Here is a 17,054-nt window from a genome sequence, read left to right as displayed (position 1 = left end):
TAGTTTATTTTAGTGGATTAAAGATACTATTATAATTTTTCAAATGTAAGAAATTTTAAATTATGGACTATTTGCTGTTGGTTTTGGGTTTTGTGTGCATGATAATTGGCATTTTGGGAAGCTTCCTGCCCGTTTTGCCTGGTCCGCCGATAAGTTGGGTCGGTTTGTTGCTTTTGTACTTTACTAAGGCCGTAGAAATGAATTATTGGGTTTTGGGGATAACACTCTTTGTTGCCGTGATTGTTGCAATTCTGGATTATGTGATTCCGGCTAAAGGCACGAAACGTTTTGGCGGAAGCAGTTATGGCGTTTGGGGAACGAATATCGGTTTGATTGTGGGGATTTTTGTTCCGATTCCGTTTGGCTTTATTATTGGTCCGTTTGTTGGAGCTTTTGTTGGCGAGATGATTTACAATTCTACAGACCATAAGCGTGCCTTGAAAGCTGCGACAGGTTCGTTTATTGGATTTCTGGCTTCTACTTTTATGAAGTTTGTGGTGTGTATGGTGTATTTTGGATTGTTTCTTACGATTGTTTGGAGAAATTGGAAGGGATTGTTTTAAACAATCAAGAATATTCCTCTTAACCATATAAGACATTTAAGAGCATTTAAGTTACATATTACGCAACACAAAAACAATTACAAAACTGCCTTAAATCAAAAAAGCCATCCACAAAAGTGGAAAGCTTTTCATTGGTCTAACTACTAAACCTGCTCATTGCTGAGCAAAACAACACAACTAGCTTTAGATACTTTTATTGGGCAAAAAAGGTTTTCATTTCTGAAAACCTTCTTACTCAATTTAGCGGTCTGGACGGGACTCGAACCCGCGACCCCATGCGTGACAGGCATGTATTCTAACCAACTGAACTACCAAACCTCTGCTTTATTGCGGTTGCAAAGATACTACAGAATTTCACTTCTGCAAGTGTTTTTGAAAAAAATTTCAAACTTTTTTTTGATGTCTTACCCAAACAATTGTTTTTCAACTAAATATGTGGTTAAAATTTTTTCGAAATTTTCGCCCACATTTACCGGAACATACCTGATTTTGTTCTGAGCACAGGTCAAGGCCAATTTCTTGAAATAGCTTTCTACTTGTTTTTCGTATTCGGTTTTTACGTTATCAGCAAAAATATTCACTTCCTCCCCTGTTTCGAGGTCGATGAATTTGCGTGGGGCGTTATCAAAATCGAAATTGAGTTCGGTTTTGGAGTCGATTACATGGAAGAGGACTACTTTGTGCTTATTATGTTTTAAGTGTTGCAGGGCATTGAAAAGCGCTTCTTCGTTACCTGATTGAAACATGTCTGTAAACAAGATAATCATGGACCGACGGTGCATCTTCTCGGCAATTTGGTGCAAGAAGGTGATGGTGTCGGTGTTTTTTGTTTCTACTTTGTTGTCTATGAGGTTTTCGAGCTGGTTGAGGAGCATCCGATGGTGGCGGTCGCTTCCTTTTTCGGGGGCATAGTATTCGTATTTGTCCGAATAAACGCTGAGGCCTACTGCGTCTCTCTGTTTTTTGAGCAGGTTCATCAATACGGCTGAAGCCAGGACAGAGAAGCCTATCTTGTTGTTGTAGAAAGGTTCGTTGGTTTTTAGCTTTGGATAATACATGGAGGATGAATTATCGATGATGAGATGGCAACGGAGGTTAGTTTCTTCTTCGTAACGCTTGGTGTACAATCTATCGGTTTTGGCGAAGAGTTTCCAATCGATGTGCTTGGTGCTTTCGCCTGCGTTGTAGACTTTGTGTTCGGCGAACTCTGCTGAGAAGCCATGGAAGGGCGACTTGTGCATGCCGGAGATGAAGCCTTCTACAACTTGATTGGCCAACAGCTCGAGGTGCTGGAAGCTGGATATGGTTTTTATTTGTGATTCGATGTTCATGACTCAAAGATAAGAATTTAATGATTTGGTGATTTGATGTTTTGTTGTTTTAAAGTTTTGTAGGTATTGTAGCTGTGCTATGTGGCGTGAATGCTCCAACTGAAGAGTTTGAGAATTTCTAAAGAGGGAGAATGAATAACTAAAGATGAAGAATGAGCTTCTGAAGATGGAGAATGAGTTTTTGGGGTTGTGGGTTGTAGGTTGTGGGTTGTGGGTTAGCTTTGGTTGGGTGTTTTGGCGGGGTGGTGGTTTATGGTTGGCTCAATAGCCCTGACTGGAGGGAAAATCTTTTATTTTTTTTCTTTAAAAAAATAAAAGATTGGAAGGAAAGGCAGGAATATGGATTTATTTTTTGCCCTACCTTTTCGCTCCTAATACTGAGGATTTACTATAATTTATAACTTACTGAAAAGAGGATTACTCTTGGCAAAACATAGGTTGTGCTTTGGGTGATGCTGTAATCGGAGAAGGAATAGTCGTTTTTGACGGTGGTGTTGAAGAGGTTGTTGATGGAGATTTCGAAGCCGAAGGGGCTGTTTTTCTTTTGGTAGCGCAGGGATGTGTTGGCGATTTCGTAGAAATTGCTTTGGTTGTTGTTGTCGGTATTCTTGAGGTTTTCGTAACTGAATTTATAGACGAAATGCTTGAGGAACTCGATGGAGCCACTGGCGTTGAAGGCATCGGTCTTGTAATTTGTTTGGGTGATGCCGTTGAATTGGCTAAAACCTTTGGTGTAACCCACTTCCAGATCGGGCCATTCTCTTTTGGCGGTTCGAAGGGTGATGCCGATGTTTTGATCGTTTCGGTCGTTTTTGGTGGTGATGTTGTTGAGGGTTTGGGTGTAGTTGAACCAACTGAAACTGGTGTTGATACCTGCTCTGAACCTGTATATCTTTTTTTGGAACGAACCATAGAAACGCCAATTGGTTTCGGGATTATCGGTGATGATGGGCGTGTTGAACTGGTTGATGCCACTGATTTGGATTTGGTTTCGGGTGGTGCGGACTTTTTTGTTGAAATTGGCGCTGGCGTTCCAGTTGATGCCGCGGTAGAGGTTCATCTTGTTGTAGCGCAAGTTTGCGGAATGGAAACGCTCGTTTTTGAGCAGGGCATTTCCTTTGAAGACGGAGTTGTAGCTCTGTAATGTGAAACGGTTGGCGAGCTGGCTGGCTTCGGGGAAATCGTTCTCGAGCTTGTAATTGAAATGCATGGATTCGGATTTATTGAATTCGAATTCGCTAGTCCATTGGGGTTGGAAGAGGGTTTTTGAGAGGGTATAATTGCCCTCGGGCTGCTTGGTTTTTAGATTGTACCAATGGAAATAGAGTCCGGACTTGTTGGTCCATCTTCCTATCTTGAATTTATATTCCAAACCGATGTAGGCATCGTTCAAACGGTAATCTACGTTATTGCCGAAACCTGCCGTGGCGAAATCGTTTATGGTTCCGTCTGTCAGCAATTGTTTTTCGGAGGTTTCAAAATTAGAGGTGCCGAAATTGTTTCCGACATTGGTGTAAAGATGGTTGAAGTTGTTGATGATCCAATAGTGCTTGAAAAGCGCATCGACACTGTTGTTCTGCACTTTCTTGATTTGATTGATGGTGTAACTGGAATCGTCCTGAAGAGGAATGAGTCCGGCGAGAAAAGGCTGATTGGTGAACCATTGGCTTTGAGGCATGTTCTTTTCGTAGGCATGATTGACTACAAAAGTGGTGGTATGCTTGGTGTTGATGCTTTTGTGCCACTCGACGTATTGTTTTAGGGAAGTGTTGTCGGCATTTTTAAGGGTTTCGAAAGTGCTAGAATTCAAGTCGGTTATGGAATTCAAGGTGCTCAGCATATCGTTGTTGCTGGACTGGTATTGTGTATTGTAGTAGAGCTTTTCGCTTTTTGAGGGCGAATAATCGAGCTTGATGTTCCCGATTCCGAGCATGGAACGGTTGTCGGCGTTTTGAGTACGATTCTCGAAAGTGAGGGATTCGTTTTGCAGGTATTCTATCTTGCTTTCAATCCTTTCTGCGGTGAATACTTTTGAAAAGATTCCATAGCCCGAAACATCCAATTTAGAGGAAACTTTATAGCTAAAATTCAGTGCTCCGAAATGGGACTTGTTCTGCACGACATCTGTATTGTCGTTGGTAAAGGAATAGAGGTTGGTAAGTGATTTTCTGCCCGAGAGAAAACTGCTGGCACCACCATCAAAACGCATGAGGTCCTGGAAGGTGAAGGTGCTCCTGCCGATGTTGTTGCTGTCGCCAATGAAACTGATGTTGGTTTTTGGACTGTAGTAAAATAGTGCGGCGTGGCCGAGATAGAAACCGTTGTCGCCGTTTCCGGCTTCGACTCCTGCTTCTATATCGCCAAAAACGAATTTTTTCTTGTCCTCCTTGAGCTTGATGTTCATGGCGAGATCTTCAGAATCGGAGACCTGCTTCATAAAGCCGACTTCGTTGAAATGGTCGATTACCTCGACTTTATCGACTGCATTGGCGGGGATGTTTTCGACACCGAGCTTGGTGCCTCCTCCGAAAAAGCTGTCGCCTTCTACTAAAAATTTGGTTACTTTTTTTCCTTGCACGGTGACACCGCCGTTTTTATCGACCTCTACTCCTGGAAGTTTTTCGAGCTGTTCCTTGAGCTTTCGTTCGTTTCCGTTGGCAAAGGCTTTTACGTCGTAGATTAGGGTGTCTTTCTTGATGATGATGGGTTTAAACTCGTGTTTGATGACGATTTCCTTGAGGTTTTCGCCGGTTGCCCTGAGGATAAAGTTATGGGTGGTGATGGTGGAATTGGCTTCTACGATCAGGATTTCTTCGGCGAATCCGATGTAGGAAACCATGATTTCATATTTTACATTATTGTCGAGCTCTAGCTTGTAACGGCCTTTGTTGTCGGCCATGGCAAACTTGATCCCCGCTTTTTCCTGCAGGGGTTTTGCAATGACGTTGGCCGATTCTAAGGGTTTGTTTAGGGTATCGGCGATTACTCCCGTGATTGTTTTTTGGGAAAACGATTGGAAGGTTATTAGGAGGATGAAGAGGAAGTGTTTTGGCATTTAGTTTTGATATTGAACTCTAATGATAAATTCTTCTGTAATATTCCTTTATTGTTAACTCCTCTTTAGTATCTTTTTTAGGCAAAATAAAATTTCCTTTTTCAATTTTTACAGCTACAAATGTTATGATTCTTTGTTCCAACTCTAGTATTTGACCGGGTAAACTACCAATACCATTAGGTCCAAATGGTAATGCTATATCATCTGCAAACCATGCTACTAATGGATATGCTTCATAATATTGATTATCTTCATTTAGTTTTTCTAAGACAGCTATAGCTTTCCGGCATTTATAGCCTTGAATAGTTTTCTTCTCATCAGTAATTTTCCAATTTATTCTCGTAGGAAATTTAATTAAAAAGTTGCTTTTTCAACCATTGAAAAATCTGAATCCTTAGTTTTGTAGCATCTATTTCCTAACATGTCACAAATATCAAGTACAGTATTTATGTCGTCTTTGGATAATTTGTCAGCATCTACTAATGCAAAAGCACTTTCTCTATTGCTAATTATCATTTCAAAATTAACTTCCATTAATTTTTCATTTAAATTAGAAATCAATTCTGAGTACATTTGAGGATCTTCAGTTTTATTAAGGTATGCTTTATATTGGATATGGACATTATCGCTAGGCTTAAATTCTTGAGCTTCTACTTTTGTAAACAGCACAATTAGAAGTACTGTAAAATAACTAATCTTTTTCATTTTCAAAATATTTTTTTAAGGTCTCGCTAAATTCTTGCTGAGTAATTATTTTTCCTTTAGGTTCAGTAATTTTAGATACTTCTTTATTAAAGTACAATTATTTTCATTTTGAAATCGTTGCCAATAGACTATATCAAGTTCGCTGATCAGTATAAATTTTATTCTTCGCCATTTTTTCTTCTGATTAATGCATTAAGTTCTTCTTCTTCCAATATCTTAAATTTTTTCAAATCCTTAATCTCGATTGTAGTATCACTCAATTGTATTTTCTTAACCCCAAAAACAGCATCCTTAGTTTGCAATTCCAATATCAAGCCTGGCAAACCTCCATATCCAAGAGGGCCAAATGAAAAAGGTATTTGCGGACAATACCAAGCAGTTATAGGATGCTTAAATGTTTTATCCTTATAGATCACTACATGCTCTGCTGTTGCTTTATAACAAACATAATTATCAATCAATTTTGTTTCGGTTAGTAGTGTCCAGTTTTTAGAAAGTAGTTTTCTTTTTATATATTCCCCAATGCCAACAGATGCTCCTTCATTATAAACTGAATCGTTTTTTATTAGAAAACTGCCGTCAACTCCAACTTTTAATTGTCCGAATTTTACAGCTTGCTCATCTGAATACAGCTTCTGTACTTCTGAAAACGATGCTTTGCTTTTATTAAAAAGCAACTTAAACTCAAACTCCTTTGTTATCGAATAATAATTGGCATTCATAGAAAGCATCATTTTTTCTAGATTGCTCTCCTTATTTTCGGTTACAGTTACTCCATAAATAACCTCGCCACTTTTTACTTGTGCATGCGAATAAGTAAACATAAAAATTATAATAAGTAGTAAATGGTTTTTCATTTTATTAATTTTTAAGAAGACGACTCAATTTCTTGAGTCGTCTTTAAATGATCATAATTTAATGTCAAATAATCCTTATTTCCCCTTTGGAGTTTCCAATTTATTTGATTTCACACAATTTAAGTACACCTGATCAGCATATGCATCTGCAGTCTGATGATCTGCTCCTTCACTTCTTGCTAAATTGTATGCTAAATGACATACGTCTTGACAAGGATCACTAACTAACGTTTTTTCTTCAGCAATATCATTTGCCATACTAACTCCACTAAACGCTATCATCATGATAGCACTTAAAATTACTTTTTTCATTTGATAAAAATTTTAAATTATTAATTTGTTTTTGGTTAATGCATTAAAACCTTTGTGAAATTGTATTATTTAAAACAAATATCAAAATTTTACTTTAATATTTAACTAAGGGTATAGTTGAACTATACTTTCAAATATAGTTAAACTATACAAAACCCCTTTTTTTGGCTTCTCTTAAAATATTCGAGTCATCCGTTACATTAAGTGCCATTTTTATTTTTGCAATCCTTTTGTGAATACCTCCTTCAGTAAGATCTAATTCGGTACACATATCCTTAATTCTATATCCTTGCGAAAGATAATATAGGATTTTCCTGTTGGATGGTTGCACGAAAATTTCGGTCGCCCATATCTCATCAAGCTTCTTTACTACCGTTTCGCTTCTGTACTTTTCTCCTTTAAAAATGTATTCTAGTGCAAGAGGGAAATTCTCGTGAGTGAGATCACTTTTTAGAGCAATGCCATCTGGTTTTGCATTCTGAAGTATGTCAAATAAGGTTACGTTATCTATAATTGCTGTAATAATAAATACCTTGCAGTTGGGCATTGTCTTTTTTAAATGCAGACACAAATCGCCACCGTTGTTTATTTCTTGCTCCGGATAAGTTGGCATGCTGTAGTCAAGCAAAGCAAAATCGAAGGCTTTATTTTCGGATAATTTATTTTCTATTGCTAAATAAGTTTCTTTGCAGGATAGGCACTCCGTAAATTCATACCTCTTGTTTTCCAAACTACTATTCAACATTGCTTTGAGAGCAATTAGTGTTGACGGATGGTCATCAGCAAGTATTGTTTTCATTTATATGGCATTTAATTTGGTAGTAAATATATAGTATTGGCCGTAACTTTCTTACTTAAATTCTATATTTTAACAACTAGTAGAGTTTAACTGTATTTATTCTTAAAACCTAAATTCCCAAGCTTAAAATATTCGTCATACCTATCTTTTGATTGCTTCCTCCTTATTGTTTTATTTGTCCTTAAAATTCTCAGCATTTTTCCGCCACATATTATTCAAATCCTTTTTATCATTTATTTTTACAGCATACTCCACATAAACATTCTTATTTTGTGCATACACCGAGAACAGCAATGTTTGTCATAGCTGTTTTTTTTTTAACATATTCATGTCCATAATATAAAGAATGTATCTTTACAATTATAAAGACAGCCTCGTTTTTCTTACTCATTTCCCAAGGTAATCCCCTTCAAAAAAACACTTCAAAAAAACACTTCAAAAAGCATTCTTCTACAAGGCCATACCGTAGCTATACCGTATCCATGCCGTATCAACCTCTAACCTACTCCATAATAGAGTCGTCTTAATTCCTATATACATCATCTCTAGCACCACTATCCTATACCGCTAATAAGATATTCTAATCATCCTACTTAATTAGCAAAAAAAAGAGCTTCGGTTTCCCGAAACTCCTTTTGCTAAATAACTAATTTAAATTTAGAAACCTAAACCAACTGCCATTGCGGTGGCATTGATATTAAAATCTTTTACTTTCGTTGCAGCACCAGTTGATAGATTGAAATTGTAAACAGCTGTTGTATTTCCTGCTTTCAGCAAACCAAAAGCCATATTGCTACTTCCTCCGATATCAAAACCGTTATCAGCAGTGATGTCAACTCCAATTGCTCCAACAGGAACCAGCGTGCCATCGTTTGGAGGAGTTTGCGTGTAGAGCATATTCGTTTCGGCATCCAAAACATATAAAACGGTAGAAGCCGCTGTTGAATAATTGTTACTGTAGGCCGCACCGCTCACGCTCGGACTTCCTGGGTTGAGCGAACCATCTGTTGCGGCAACGGTTCCTAAATCTGGATGCAAGCGTAGGTTTTGTCCCGAATTGGTCACCAATCGGATCCTATCTTCCATCGGATTAAAATCGAACCCAATAGCCGTCCCCGAAACCGCCGGAGTCAACGCAGCACCTATAGCCGTAACCTGACCATTGGCCGTATTCACCGTAAGCAATCTGCTTTGGCTGGAAATAGCATACAAAGTTCCAGTAGCTGGACGGAAATCAAGTCCTACAATGGTTTCACCATCCATCATTCCCATCAAGTCAACTGCATTTTCAGCAGGATTCATAGGATTGAAACGGTGTAGTTTGTTTGTTGCTGTAACCGCAAAAGCAACCGGATTTGTTTTGAAGGCAATACTTTTGATGGATGTTCCAAAATTCCCTACCCAGTTTGCCTTTCCAGTTTCCAAGTTGATGGTATATAATTTAGATCCTTCGGCATCGGCAGTAACGGCAAGTGCTGCGCTGTTGTCTGGATTGATATCGAATCCAACAGTTGCAGCAAAGTCAACCGTTAAATCGCCAACTAGTTGAAGACCTCCGTCATTCGGGGGATTCTGTATGTATAATTTATCTTGTTGATAATCGATATCATAAAGTACTGTGGCACTCGCTCCGGCCATACTATTGGTATAGGCAACAGCTCCAATCTTAGGATTAGAACCTCCGTTGATGCTTCCATCTGTTGCGGCTACAGTTCCTAATTCTGGATGCAAGCGTAAATTTTGACCTGAATCGGTAACCAATCTTATTCTATCTACAGTAGGATTAAAATCGATTGAAGCATTTTGGCTGGCAATTGTTGGTGAAAAAGCTGTCGTTCCCAAAGCTGTGGCCAAACCTGATTGCTCATTAATAAAATACAAACGACTTGTAGAACCTAAAGCATACAATTGTCCGGTTGCAGGACGATAATCGATACTCACAATAGTTTCAGATGGTTGCAACCCCGTAATGTCCAAGGTAGAAGTTGGAGCAGAAAGGTTTCGGGCGTTGTAGTAGGCAATTTTGTTGCCCGCGGTTAATGCCGTAAAATCAACATTTGGTGCGTTTGCTCCTGGATTGTTGATTGGATTTGAATCATCATCACTGCACGAAACAGCTGTTAACGATAGTGCCGTTAATACCAATAACGACAATCTTCTTAAGGGTAAGAATGTTTTTTTCATAGTATTTATTTTTTTTGATTTAAATAAATCTACGTAGAAGAAGCTGGTCTGGTTTTATGGAATTTCAAGGTAATGCCATTTTTAAGAAAAGTTTAAGAAGCTGTATCTCCTTCTAAAAATCTATTATTATGACATTTTATTGTTTAAGGAAATCGATATTGCGCTTCATTCCTTCAAACTTGGTACGCTTGATGGGAGAATTTTTAAACACTGCCCGAAAGGTTTCCTCCGTAATTTCGTCCCAATCTTTCCTGGACATCGAAAGCAGTTCCGGTTTAGGGTCGAATAATGGTTCGCTGTGTGGTTTTGAGAATTTATTCCATGGGCAAACATCTTGGCAGGTGTCACAACCGAAGGCCCAATCATCAAAACTGCCTTTCATTTCCTGTGGGATGTTTTCCTTTAATTCTATAGTGAAATAAGAGATGCATTTGCTGCCGTCCACAACATAAGGCGCGACAATGGCTTGTGTGGGACAGGCATCTATACAAGCTGTGCAACTACCGCAATGATCCGTTGTGGCTTTGTCGTATTCCAAATCCAGATCAATAATCAATTCGGCAACAAAATAAAAAGAACCCACCTTTTTGGTAAGCAGGTTACTGTTTTTTCCAATCCAGCCCAAACCACTTTTTGCTGCCCAAGCCTTATCTAAGACCGGAGCCGAATCTACAAAAGCACGCCCTGAAACTTCACCAATTTCATTTTGGATTGAGAATAGAAGTTCTTTTAGTTTTTCCTTGATGACAAAATGATAATCTTGCCCGTAGGCATATTTGGAAATTTTGTAGGCTTCTTGGTTCTGAATTTCTGCTGGATAATAATTTAATAGAAGTGATATAACCGACTTTGCATCGTCGACCAAGAGGGTTGGATCAAGCCTCTTATCGAAATGATTTTCCATATAGGCCATTTGTCCGTTCATATTGTTTTTCAACCAATTTTCCAATCGAGGTGCTTCTTGTTCGAGAAATCCAGCCTTGGAGATACCACAAGCCAAAAACCCGAGACGTTTGGCCTCGGATTTTATAAAAGTAGTATATTTCTCTTTGGAATTCATTACGTCTTGATTAGGTTTAGCCCCGATTGTAACGGAAAGCCCGGAATTTGAAAAGTTTATTTTTCCTGACATAAAAGAGCGACCAGCGGAAGCTCCTTTTATGGACTTTGGAAAAATTACTTTTCAAATGAGGACTTGGAGTGGAAAGCGGGAATAGCTTCTAAATTAGAACAGTCCTCCTTGAATATTCGCTCTGATTTTTCCTAGATGCTGATAGGCTTTTTCAGTGACTTCTCTTCCTCTTGGCGTTCTCATTATGAAACCTTCTTGGATCAGAAAGGGCTCGTAAACTTCTTCGATGGTTTCGCTGCTTTCGGAAACGGCTGTTGCCAAAGTAGACAATCCTACTGGCCCGCCTTTGAATTTATCGATGATCGTTGTAAGGATTTTATTGTCCATTTCATCCAAACCATGGGCATCTACATTCAGTGCTTTCAGGGAAAACTTTGCTATTTCGATATCGATTTTTCCATTGCCTTTTATTTGTGCGAAATCTCGAACACGTCTTAACAATGCATTTGCGATACGAGGTGTTCCACGGCTTCTTCCTGCAATTTCAATTGCAGCTTCCATTGTTATTGGCATTTTTAAAATGGAGGAACTTCGCTGTACGATTGTGGTTAAAAGTTCGGTATTGTAATATTGAAGTCGGCTTTGGATTCCGAAACGGGCTCTCATCGGAGCGGTCAATAATCCTGAACGTGTTGTGGCTCCAACGAGTGTAAAGGGATTTAGATTGATTTGTACTGTTCTTGCATTTGGGCCAGATTCAATCATGATATCAATCTTGAAATCTTCCATAGCGGAATACAAATATTCCTCTACGATTGGGCTCAAACGATGGATCTCGTCTATGAACAGAACGTCTCTTTCTTCAAGATTCGTTAGCAAACCAGCCAAATCTCCCGGCTTGTCCAAAACGGGTCCAGAAGTTATCTTGATTCCAACTCCAAGCTCGTTTGCCAAAATATTGGCCAAGGTCGTCTTACCCAATCCCGGAGGTCCGTGAAAAAGGGAATGGTCCAAGGCTTCATTTCGCAAATTGGCAGCTTCAACAAATACTTTCAGGTTGTCCAAAATTTGATCCTGACCTGCAAAATCATCAAAAGACAATGGTCTTAATCTTTTTTCGAGATCAAGTTCTTCGGGATTGTAGTTGCTGTTTGTTGGGTCTAAATTCTGATTCATCTGGCAAAGATAGTCATTAGGGTATTTTATGAATACAATTATTTACTTACGTTGTAACCTTTGGCCAAAATGGTTTGCCAATTTGGATTCTTTACAAGGTATTTTGCAACAAATGGACAAAGTGGTGCCAAAGTATAATTGTGCTCTTTGATGTAGTTTAGAGCCTGTTCTACGATACTGCTCCCTATTCCTTTTCCACCCAGTGCTTTTGGGACTTCAGTATGCGTAAGGAACATCACATTGTCGTTTGTGAGGATGTATTCTATGAAAGCGATATGTCCTTCTACTTCTATTTCAAATCTCTTCTTGTCTTCGTTTAATTTCAATTCGTAATTGTCCATGATATTTATTTTTTATCCTTATAAAAGTAAACAATAATAGTTGAATAGCTTCCATAAAAAAACCCTGCAATGCAGGGTTTTTATTTTATATAGAATTCTAGTGATTTAAAACTTCTTCGCCTTCTTTCATCGGAACGTTCTGAGGAACGAAATCGACATCATGTCCAGGCTTGCTGTAATCGTAAGCCCATCTGTGAACTTCAGGAATTTCACCAGGCCAGTTTCCGTGCATGTGTTCTACTGGAGCTGTCCATTCTAATGTGTTTGATTTCCATGGGTTTTGTTCTGCTTTCTTACCGTAGAAGATACTACTGAAGAAGTTGTACATGAATACCAATTGGAAAGCACCACCAACCAAAGCAAAAACAGTAATCAATACGTTTACGTTTTGCAAATCGTCAAATATTGGGAAGTTCGTATTAGTATAATATCTTCTTGGTAGACCAGCCATACCGATAAAGTGCATTGGATAGAAAACTCCGTAAGCACAGATAGCAGTTACCCAAAAGTGAACGTATCCTAAGTTCTTATTCAACATTCTTCCGAACATTCTTGGGAACCAGTGGTAGATTCCGGCAAACATTCCGTAAAGAGCAGAAATACCCATTACTAAGTGGAAGTGAGCTACTACGAAGTACGTATCGTGAACGTTAATGTCAAGCGTACTGTCTCCAAGGATAATACCTGTAAGACCACCTGAGATAAACGTAGATACCAATCCGATAGAGAACAACATTGCAGGATTCATCTGCAAGTTACCTTTCCAAAGAGTTGTAATATAGTTAAACGCTTTTACAGCAGAAGGAATTGCGATCAATAAAGTTGTGAAGGTAAACACAGAACCTAGGAATGGATTCATACCTGAGATAAACATGTGGTGACCCCAAACAATTGTTGAAAGGAATGCAATTGCCAATATAGAAGCAATCATCGCACGGTATCCAAAGATTGGTTTACGTGAGTTGGTTGCGATAATTTCAGATGTGATACCCAATGCTGGCAACAATACGATGTAAACCTCAGGGTGTCCTAAGAACCAGAACAAGTGCTCGAACAATACTGGTGAACCACCTTGGTAATGCAATACTTCCCCTGCAATATAAATATCAGACAAGAAGAATGATGTTCCGAAACTTCTGTCCATGATAAGCAATAAAGCGGCAGATAGAAGTACTGGGAACGATACGATACCAATGATAGCGGTTACGAAAAATGCCCAAATTGTAAGTGGAAGTCTGGTCATAGACATTCCTTTTGTTCTCAAGTTGATAACCGTTACAACGTAGTTCAATGAACCCATCAAAGACGAAGCGATGAATATAGCCATAGAAACCAACCATAATGTCATACCTGTACCAGAACCTGGAATTGCCTGTGGCAATGCTGAAAGCGGAGGATAAATTGTCCAACCAGAAGATGCCGGTCCAGATTCAACGAATAATGAAGCAACCATGATTACACTTGAAAGGAAAAACAACCAATAGGATATCATGTTCATAAAACCTGACGCCATATCACGTGCTCCAATTTGAAGCGGGATAAGTAAGTTACTAAAAGTACCACTCAAACCAGCAGTAAGTACAAAGAATACCATGATGGTTCCGTGAATCGTAACCAAAGAAAGATACGTATCGTTCTTCATTACTCCTCCTGGAGCATAGTTTTCACCCAAGAAAAATTTAAAAACTCCAAATGATTCCTCAGGCCAAGCAAGCTGCATTCTGAAAAGCAGGGACATACCCACACCAATAATTCCCATGATGATACCTGTAATCAAGTATTGTTTGGCAATCATTTTATGATCAATACTAAAGATGTATTTAGTAATGAAAGTATCCTTGTGGTGGTGTTCGTGTTCGTGATCGTGCTCGTGGTGATCGTGTCCGTGATCTGACATATATTATAATTTAAATTTTATTTAAAAATATACTTATTAATTACTTAACTGCTACAACAACTTTTGCAGTATCAACCGCTACTGAAGTAGTATCTTTTTTAATTGGTGCAGATGGACCTTGTGGTTCTTCTTTTGAAGCTTTTTCAGCTAAAACTGCTTCTACCAATGTTGGTTTTTCACTTAACCATTTTTTATAATCTTCTGGAGTATCCACTACAATTTTCATTTGCATGTTATAGTGAGAAGCTCCACAAATTTTATTACAAAGCAACAAATAATCAAATGTATAAGGATCTAGTGGAGATTCGCCATTAGCAACTAAAACTGCACTTCTTTTAGCACGTTCTTTGTTAATGTTAGCCACTTTTTCGGTCATTTTTTTGCTGTTTCTATACTCCTCAGTTGTTTGAGTAGGAGTAAAAGCGAATTGCGTTACCATTCCAGGAACACAGTTCATCTGTGCTCTAAAGTGAGGCATATAAGCAGAGTGCAATACATCCTGAGATCTCATTTTGAACAACACTTTTTTACCTTTTGGAATATGAAGCTCAGTAACTACTTTATCATCCTGTGCATTTGGATCAGCCAAATCAACACCTAAAGTATTTACACCTTCAATGTATCTTACGTTTGCTTTTCCAAGCACATTGTCTTCACCAGAATATCTAGCTTCCCAAGCAAATTGTTTTGCATAAAGCTCAATAACAATTACTTCTTCTTCTTTTTCATCAACAAACATGATGTTTGTCCAAGCATACAATCCGTAAAGGATCAAACCAGCCAATACAACAGCGGGAATAACAGACCAGATGAACTCCAATCTATCGTTATCTGCAAAGTACAATGCTTTTTTATCTTTGTTTCCTCTGTATTTGAAAGCAAAATAATGCAACAATACTTGTGTAATGGCTTGAACAGTAAAAATCAAAACCCAAGTAATGTTCATCAATCTGTCCACATCTATACCGTGCTCAGAAGCAGGATTGTCCAAAACCAAGTGTCCCCATTTGAAAAGACCATAGATTGTGAATATGTATAGGAAGGCCAAAAAGCCAAACATTAAATATCCCTGAACATTATTATCCTTATCATTAGCAATCTGATCATTGTTTGCACCTTGGCCAACTTGCGTCAGATCGAATATTTTAGTCAACTGCCAAAGAGCAATAGCTAATAAAACTAAAACTATAATTACCAACAAACTTGTCATCTGTTTTTACTTTAAATATTAATAATGAAAATGCTTACTTTCCTCAATAAATGGATTTCTTTTTGCCAATAGTGGAGATTTTGTAAGTGCTGAAAAGACAACAAATATAAATAACCCAACAAAGAAAAGTAAAGACCCAATTTCAGGAATTCCTATGAACCATTGATCGCCAACTGTTGCAGGCATAATCATATTATAAAAATCTACATAGTGACCAAGTAAGATTACAGTTCCAGCCATAACGATGATCCAAGTAAGACGTTTGAAATCTGTATTGATCAAAATCAAGATTGGGAAAACAAAGTTCATTACTACCATTCCGAAGAAAGGCAAGTTGTAATCTTCAATTCTTGTAATAAAATAAGTAACCTCCTCAGGAATGTTAGAATACCAAATCAACATAAATTGAGAGAACCATAAGTATGTCCAGAAAACACTAATTCCGAACATAAATTTAGCTAAATCGTGAATGTGGCTTGTATTTACAAATTCTAAATATCCTTTTGATTTAAGGTACAACGTTACCAATGCAATTACAGTGATTCCACTTACGAAGAAACTTGCAAAAACATACCATCCGAATAATGTACTGAACCAGTGAGGGTCAACCGACATGATCCAATCCCAAGACATGATAGACTCAGTTACAATAAAGAATACCAAGAATGCCGCAGACATTTTGAAGTTCTTTTTATAGAAAGTATTATCGTTAGCTTCGTCTTGAGCAAGACAGTTTTTTCTTGAATAATATTGGTACAAATTCCATCCAATCAAGAAAATTGCAGCTCTGATCAACCAAAATGGTACGTTTAGATATCCTGTTTTTCCAGCGATAAGTTTGTCATAATTTTCATGTCCAACAACATCAACACCTTCTTTCATCCAAACAAACAAATGATTGAAATGCATACCTGTCAAAACCAAAATAATAAAGAAAATCACAGATCCAACTGGTAAATAAGATGTAATACCTTGCATTACTCTGAACAATACTGGAGACCAACCTGCTTGAGCTACTTGCTGGATTGCATAGAAAGCCAAAGCTCCTAATGAAATCAACATCACAAAAATACAAGCAACGTATAAAGCTGACCAAGGTTTGTTTTGCAATTGGTGCAATACGTGATGTAAATGCTTTTCATGTTCTGCATTAGCATCTACATGCTCAGTAGCTTTTGCTTTATGGTCAGTTGCATGGTGATGCTCAGCAACAGCTGTAGCTACATGAGTAGCATCATGCGCTTCATCAGTATGCGCTACAGTATCGCTAAGTTTAGCAACAGTATCTGTAACTTCATGATGAGCTTCTGCCTTATGAGTTTCAGCCTCTGAAGCATGTGCATCGTGTTTTGCTTCTGCATGATCTGCTGTTGCATGATCACCGTGAGCATTACCATGACCGTGGCTATCAGCAGCAAGGATTTTTTCTACTTCTGCAATATCTTTTGGTGCATTTAAAAAACCAATTACAATACCAATAGCTCCTAAAAGCATTAGGACGATTGCAAGCGTTTTTAATTTGCTAGAAAATGTGTACATATCTTATATATCA

At 38.2% G+C, this 17,054-nt stretch carries 15 protein-coding genes and 1 tRNA gene; 1 reads left to right on the top strand and 15 read right to left on the bottom strand.

The features are described from left to right. Positions 1-62 precede the first annotated feature (62 nt). Positions 63-563: a DUF456 domain-containing protein gene (locus tag ACI6PS_RS11445; RefSeq protein WP_421012703.1), complete on the top strand. Its 501-nt coding sequence runs from the start codon at positions 63-65 to the stop codon at positions 561-563. 244 nt (positions 564-807) lie between these two features. Here ACI6PS_RS11445 and ACI6PS_RS11440 read toward each other — a convergent pair. The 15 genes from ACI6PS_RS11440 to ACI6PS_RS11370 form a co-directional block, all read right to left on the bottom strand. After that, a tRNA-Asp gene (locus ACI6PS_RS11440) sits at positions 808-881 on the bottom strand. 86 nt (positions 882-967) lie between these two features. Continuing rightward, entirely contained in the window at positions 968-1,894 is a 927-nt protein-coding gene (locus ACI6PS_RS11435; RefSeq protein WP_421012702.1) for a DUF58 domain-containing protein, read from the bottom strand. 388 nt (positions 1,895-2,282) lie between these two features. After that, a complete protein-coding gene (locus ACI6PS_RS11430; protein WP_421012701.1) occupies positions 2,283-4,949 on the bottom strand; it encodes a carboxypeptidase-like regulatory domain-containing protein in 2,667 nt (888 codons plus the stop codon). A gap of 19 nt (positions 4,950-4,968) precedes the next feature. Further along, a complete protein-coding gene (locus ACI6PS_RS11425) occupies positions 4,969-5,253 on the bottom strand; it encodes a GLPGLI family protein (RefSeq protein ID WP_421012743.1) in 285 nt (94 codons plus the stop codon). Between the two features lie 50 nt (positions 5,254-5,303). Next, entirely contained in the window at positions 5,304-5,654 is a 351-nt protein-coding gene (locus ACI6PS_RS11420; RefSeq protein WP_421012700.1) for a hypothetical protein, read from the bottom strand. A gap of 158 nt (positions 5,655-5,812) precedes the next feature. Continuing rightward, positions 5,813-6,511, bottom strand: a complete 699-nt coding sequence (locus ACI6PS_RS11415) for a GLPGLI family protein (RefSeq protein WP_421012699.1) — start codon at positions 6,509-6,511, stop codon at positions 5,813-5,815. Between the two features lie 75 nt (positions 6,512-6,586). Next, the gene (locus ACI6PS_RS11410; protein WP_421012698.1) at positions 6,587-6,823 is read right to left on the bottom strand and encodes a hypothetical protein; all 237 of its coding nucleotides are present in this window, start codon (positions 6,821-6,823) and stop codon (positions 6,587-6,589) included. 145 nt (positions 6,824-6,968) lie between these two features. After that, on the bottom strand, positions 6,969-7,622 hold the full coding sequence (locus ACI6PS_RS11405; protein WP_421012697.1) for a hypothetical protein: 654 nt from the start codon (positions 7,620-7,622) through the stop codon (positions 6,969-6,971). A gap of 657 nt (positions 7,623-8,279) precedes the next feature. After that, positions 8,280-9,806, bottom strand: a complete 1,527-nt coding sequence (locus ACI6PS_RS11400; RefSeq protein WP_421012696.1) for a DUF4394 domain-containing protein — start codon at positions 9,804-9,806, stop codon at positions 8,280-8,282. Positions 9,807-9,942: 136 nt separating this feature from the next. Further along, positions 9,943-10,866: a tRNA epoxyqueuosine(34) reductase QueG gene (gene queG / locus ACI6PS_RS11395; protein WP_421012695.1), complete on the bottom strand. Its 924-nt coding sequence runs from the start codon at positions 10,864-10,866 to the stop codon at positions 9,943-9,945. A gap of 165 nt (positions 10,867-11,031) precedes the next feature. Beyond that, positions 11,032-12,054: a Holliday junction branch migration DNA helicase RuvB gene (gene ruvB / locus ACI6PS_RS11390; protein ID WP_421012694.1), complete on the bottom strand. Its 1,023-nt coding sequence runs from the start codon at positions 12,052-12,054 to the stop codon at positions 11,032-11,034. Positions 12,055-12,092: 38 nt separating this feature from the next. Next, positions 12,093-12,395: a GNAT family N-acetyltransferase gene (locus ACI6PS_RS11385; RefSeq protein WP_421012693.1), complete on the bottom strand. Its 303-nt coding sequence runs from the start codon at positions 12,393-12,395 to the stop codon at positions 12,093-12,095. Positions 12,396-12,492: 97 nt separating this feature from the next. Further along, on the bottom strand, positions 12,493-14,292 hold the full coding sequence (locus tag ACI6PS_RS11380) for a cytochrome c oxidase subunit I (protein ID WP_421012692.1): 1,800 nt from the start codon (positions 14,290-14,292) through the stop codon (positions 12,493-12,495). A gap of 40 nt (positions 14,293-14,332) precedes the next feature. Further along, on the bottom strand, positions 14,333-15,502 hold the full coding sequence (locus tag ACI6PS_RS11375; RefSeq protein ID WP_421012691.1) for a cytochrome c oxidase subunit II: 1,170 nt from the start codon (positions 15,500-15,502) through the stop codon (positions 14,333-14,335). 18 nt (positions 15,503-15,520) lie between these two features. Beyond that, the gene (locus ACI6PS_RS11370) at positions 15,521-17,041 is read right to left on the bottom strand and encodes a quinol:cytochrome C oxidoreductase (protein WP_421012690.1); all 1,521 of its coding nucleotides are present in this window, start codon (positions 17,039-17,041) and stop codon (positions 15,521-15,523) included. Positions 17,042-17,054: the final 13 nt, after the last annotated feature.

Source organism: Flavobacterium sp. PLA-1-15 (assembly GCF_049060005.1).
Classification (GTDB): domain Bacteria; phylum Bacteroidota; class Bacteroidia; order Flavobacteriales; family Flavobacteriaceae; genus Flavobacterium.
The sequence above is the reverse complement of the archived record's forward strand: the minus strand, read 5'-3'. Positions and strand labels throughout refer to the sequence as shown.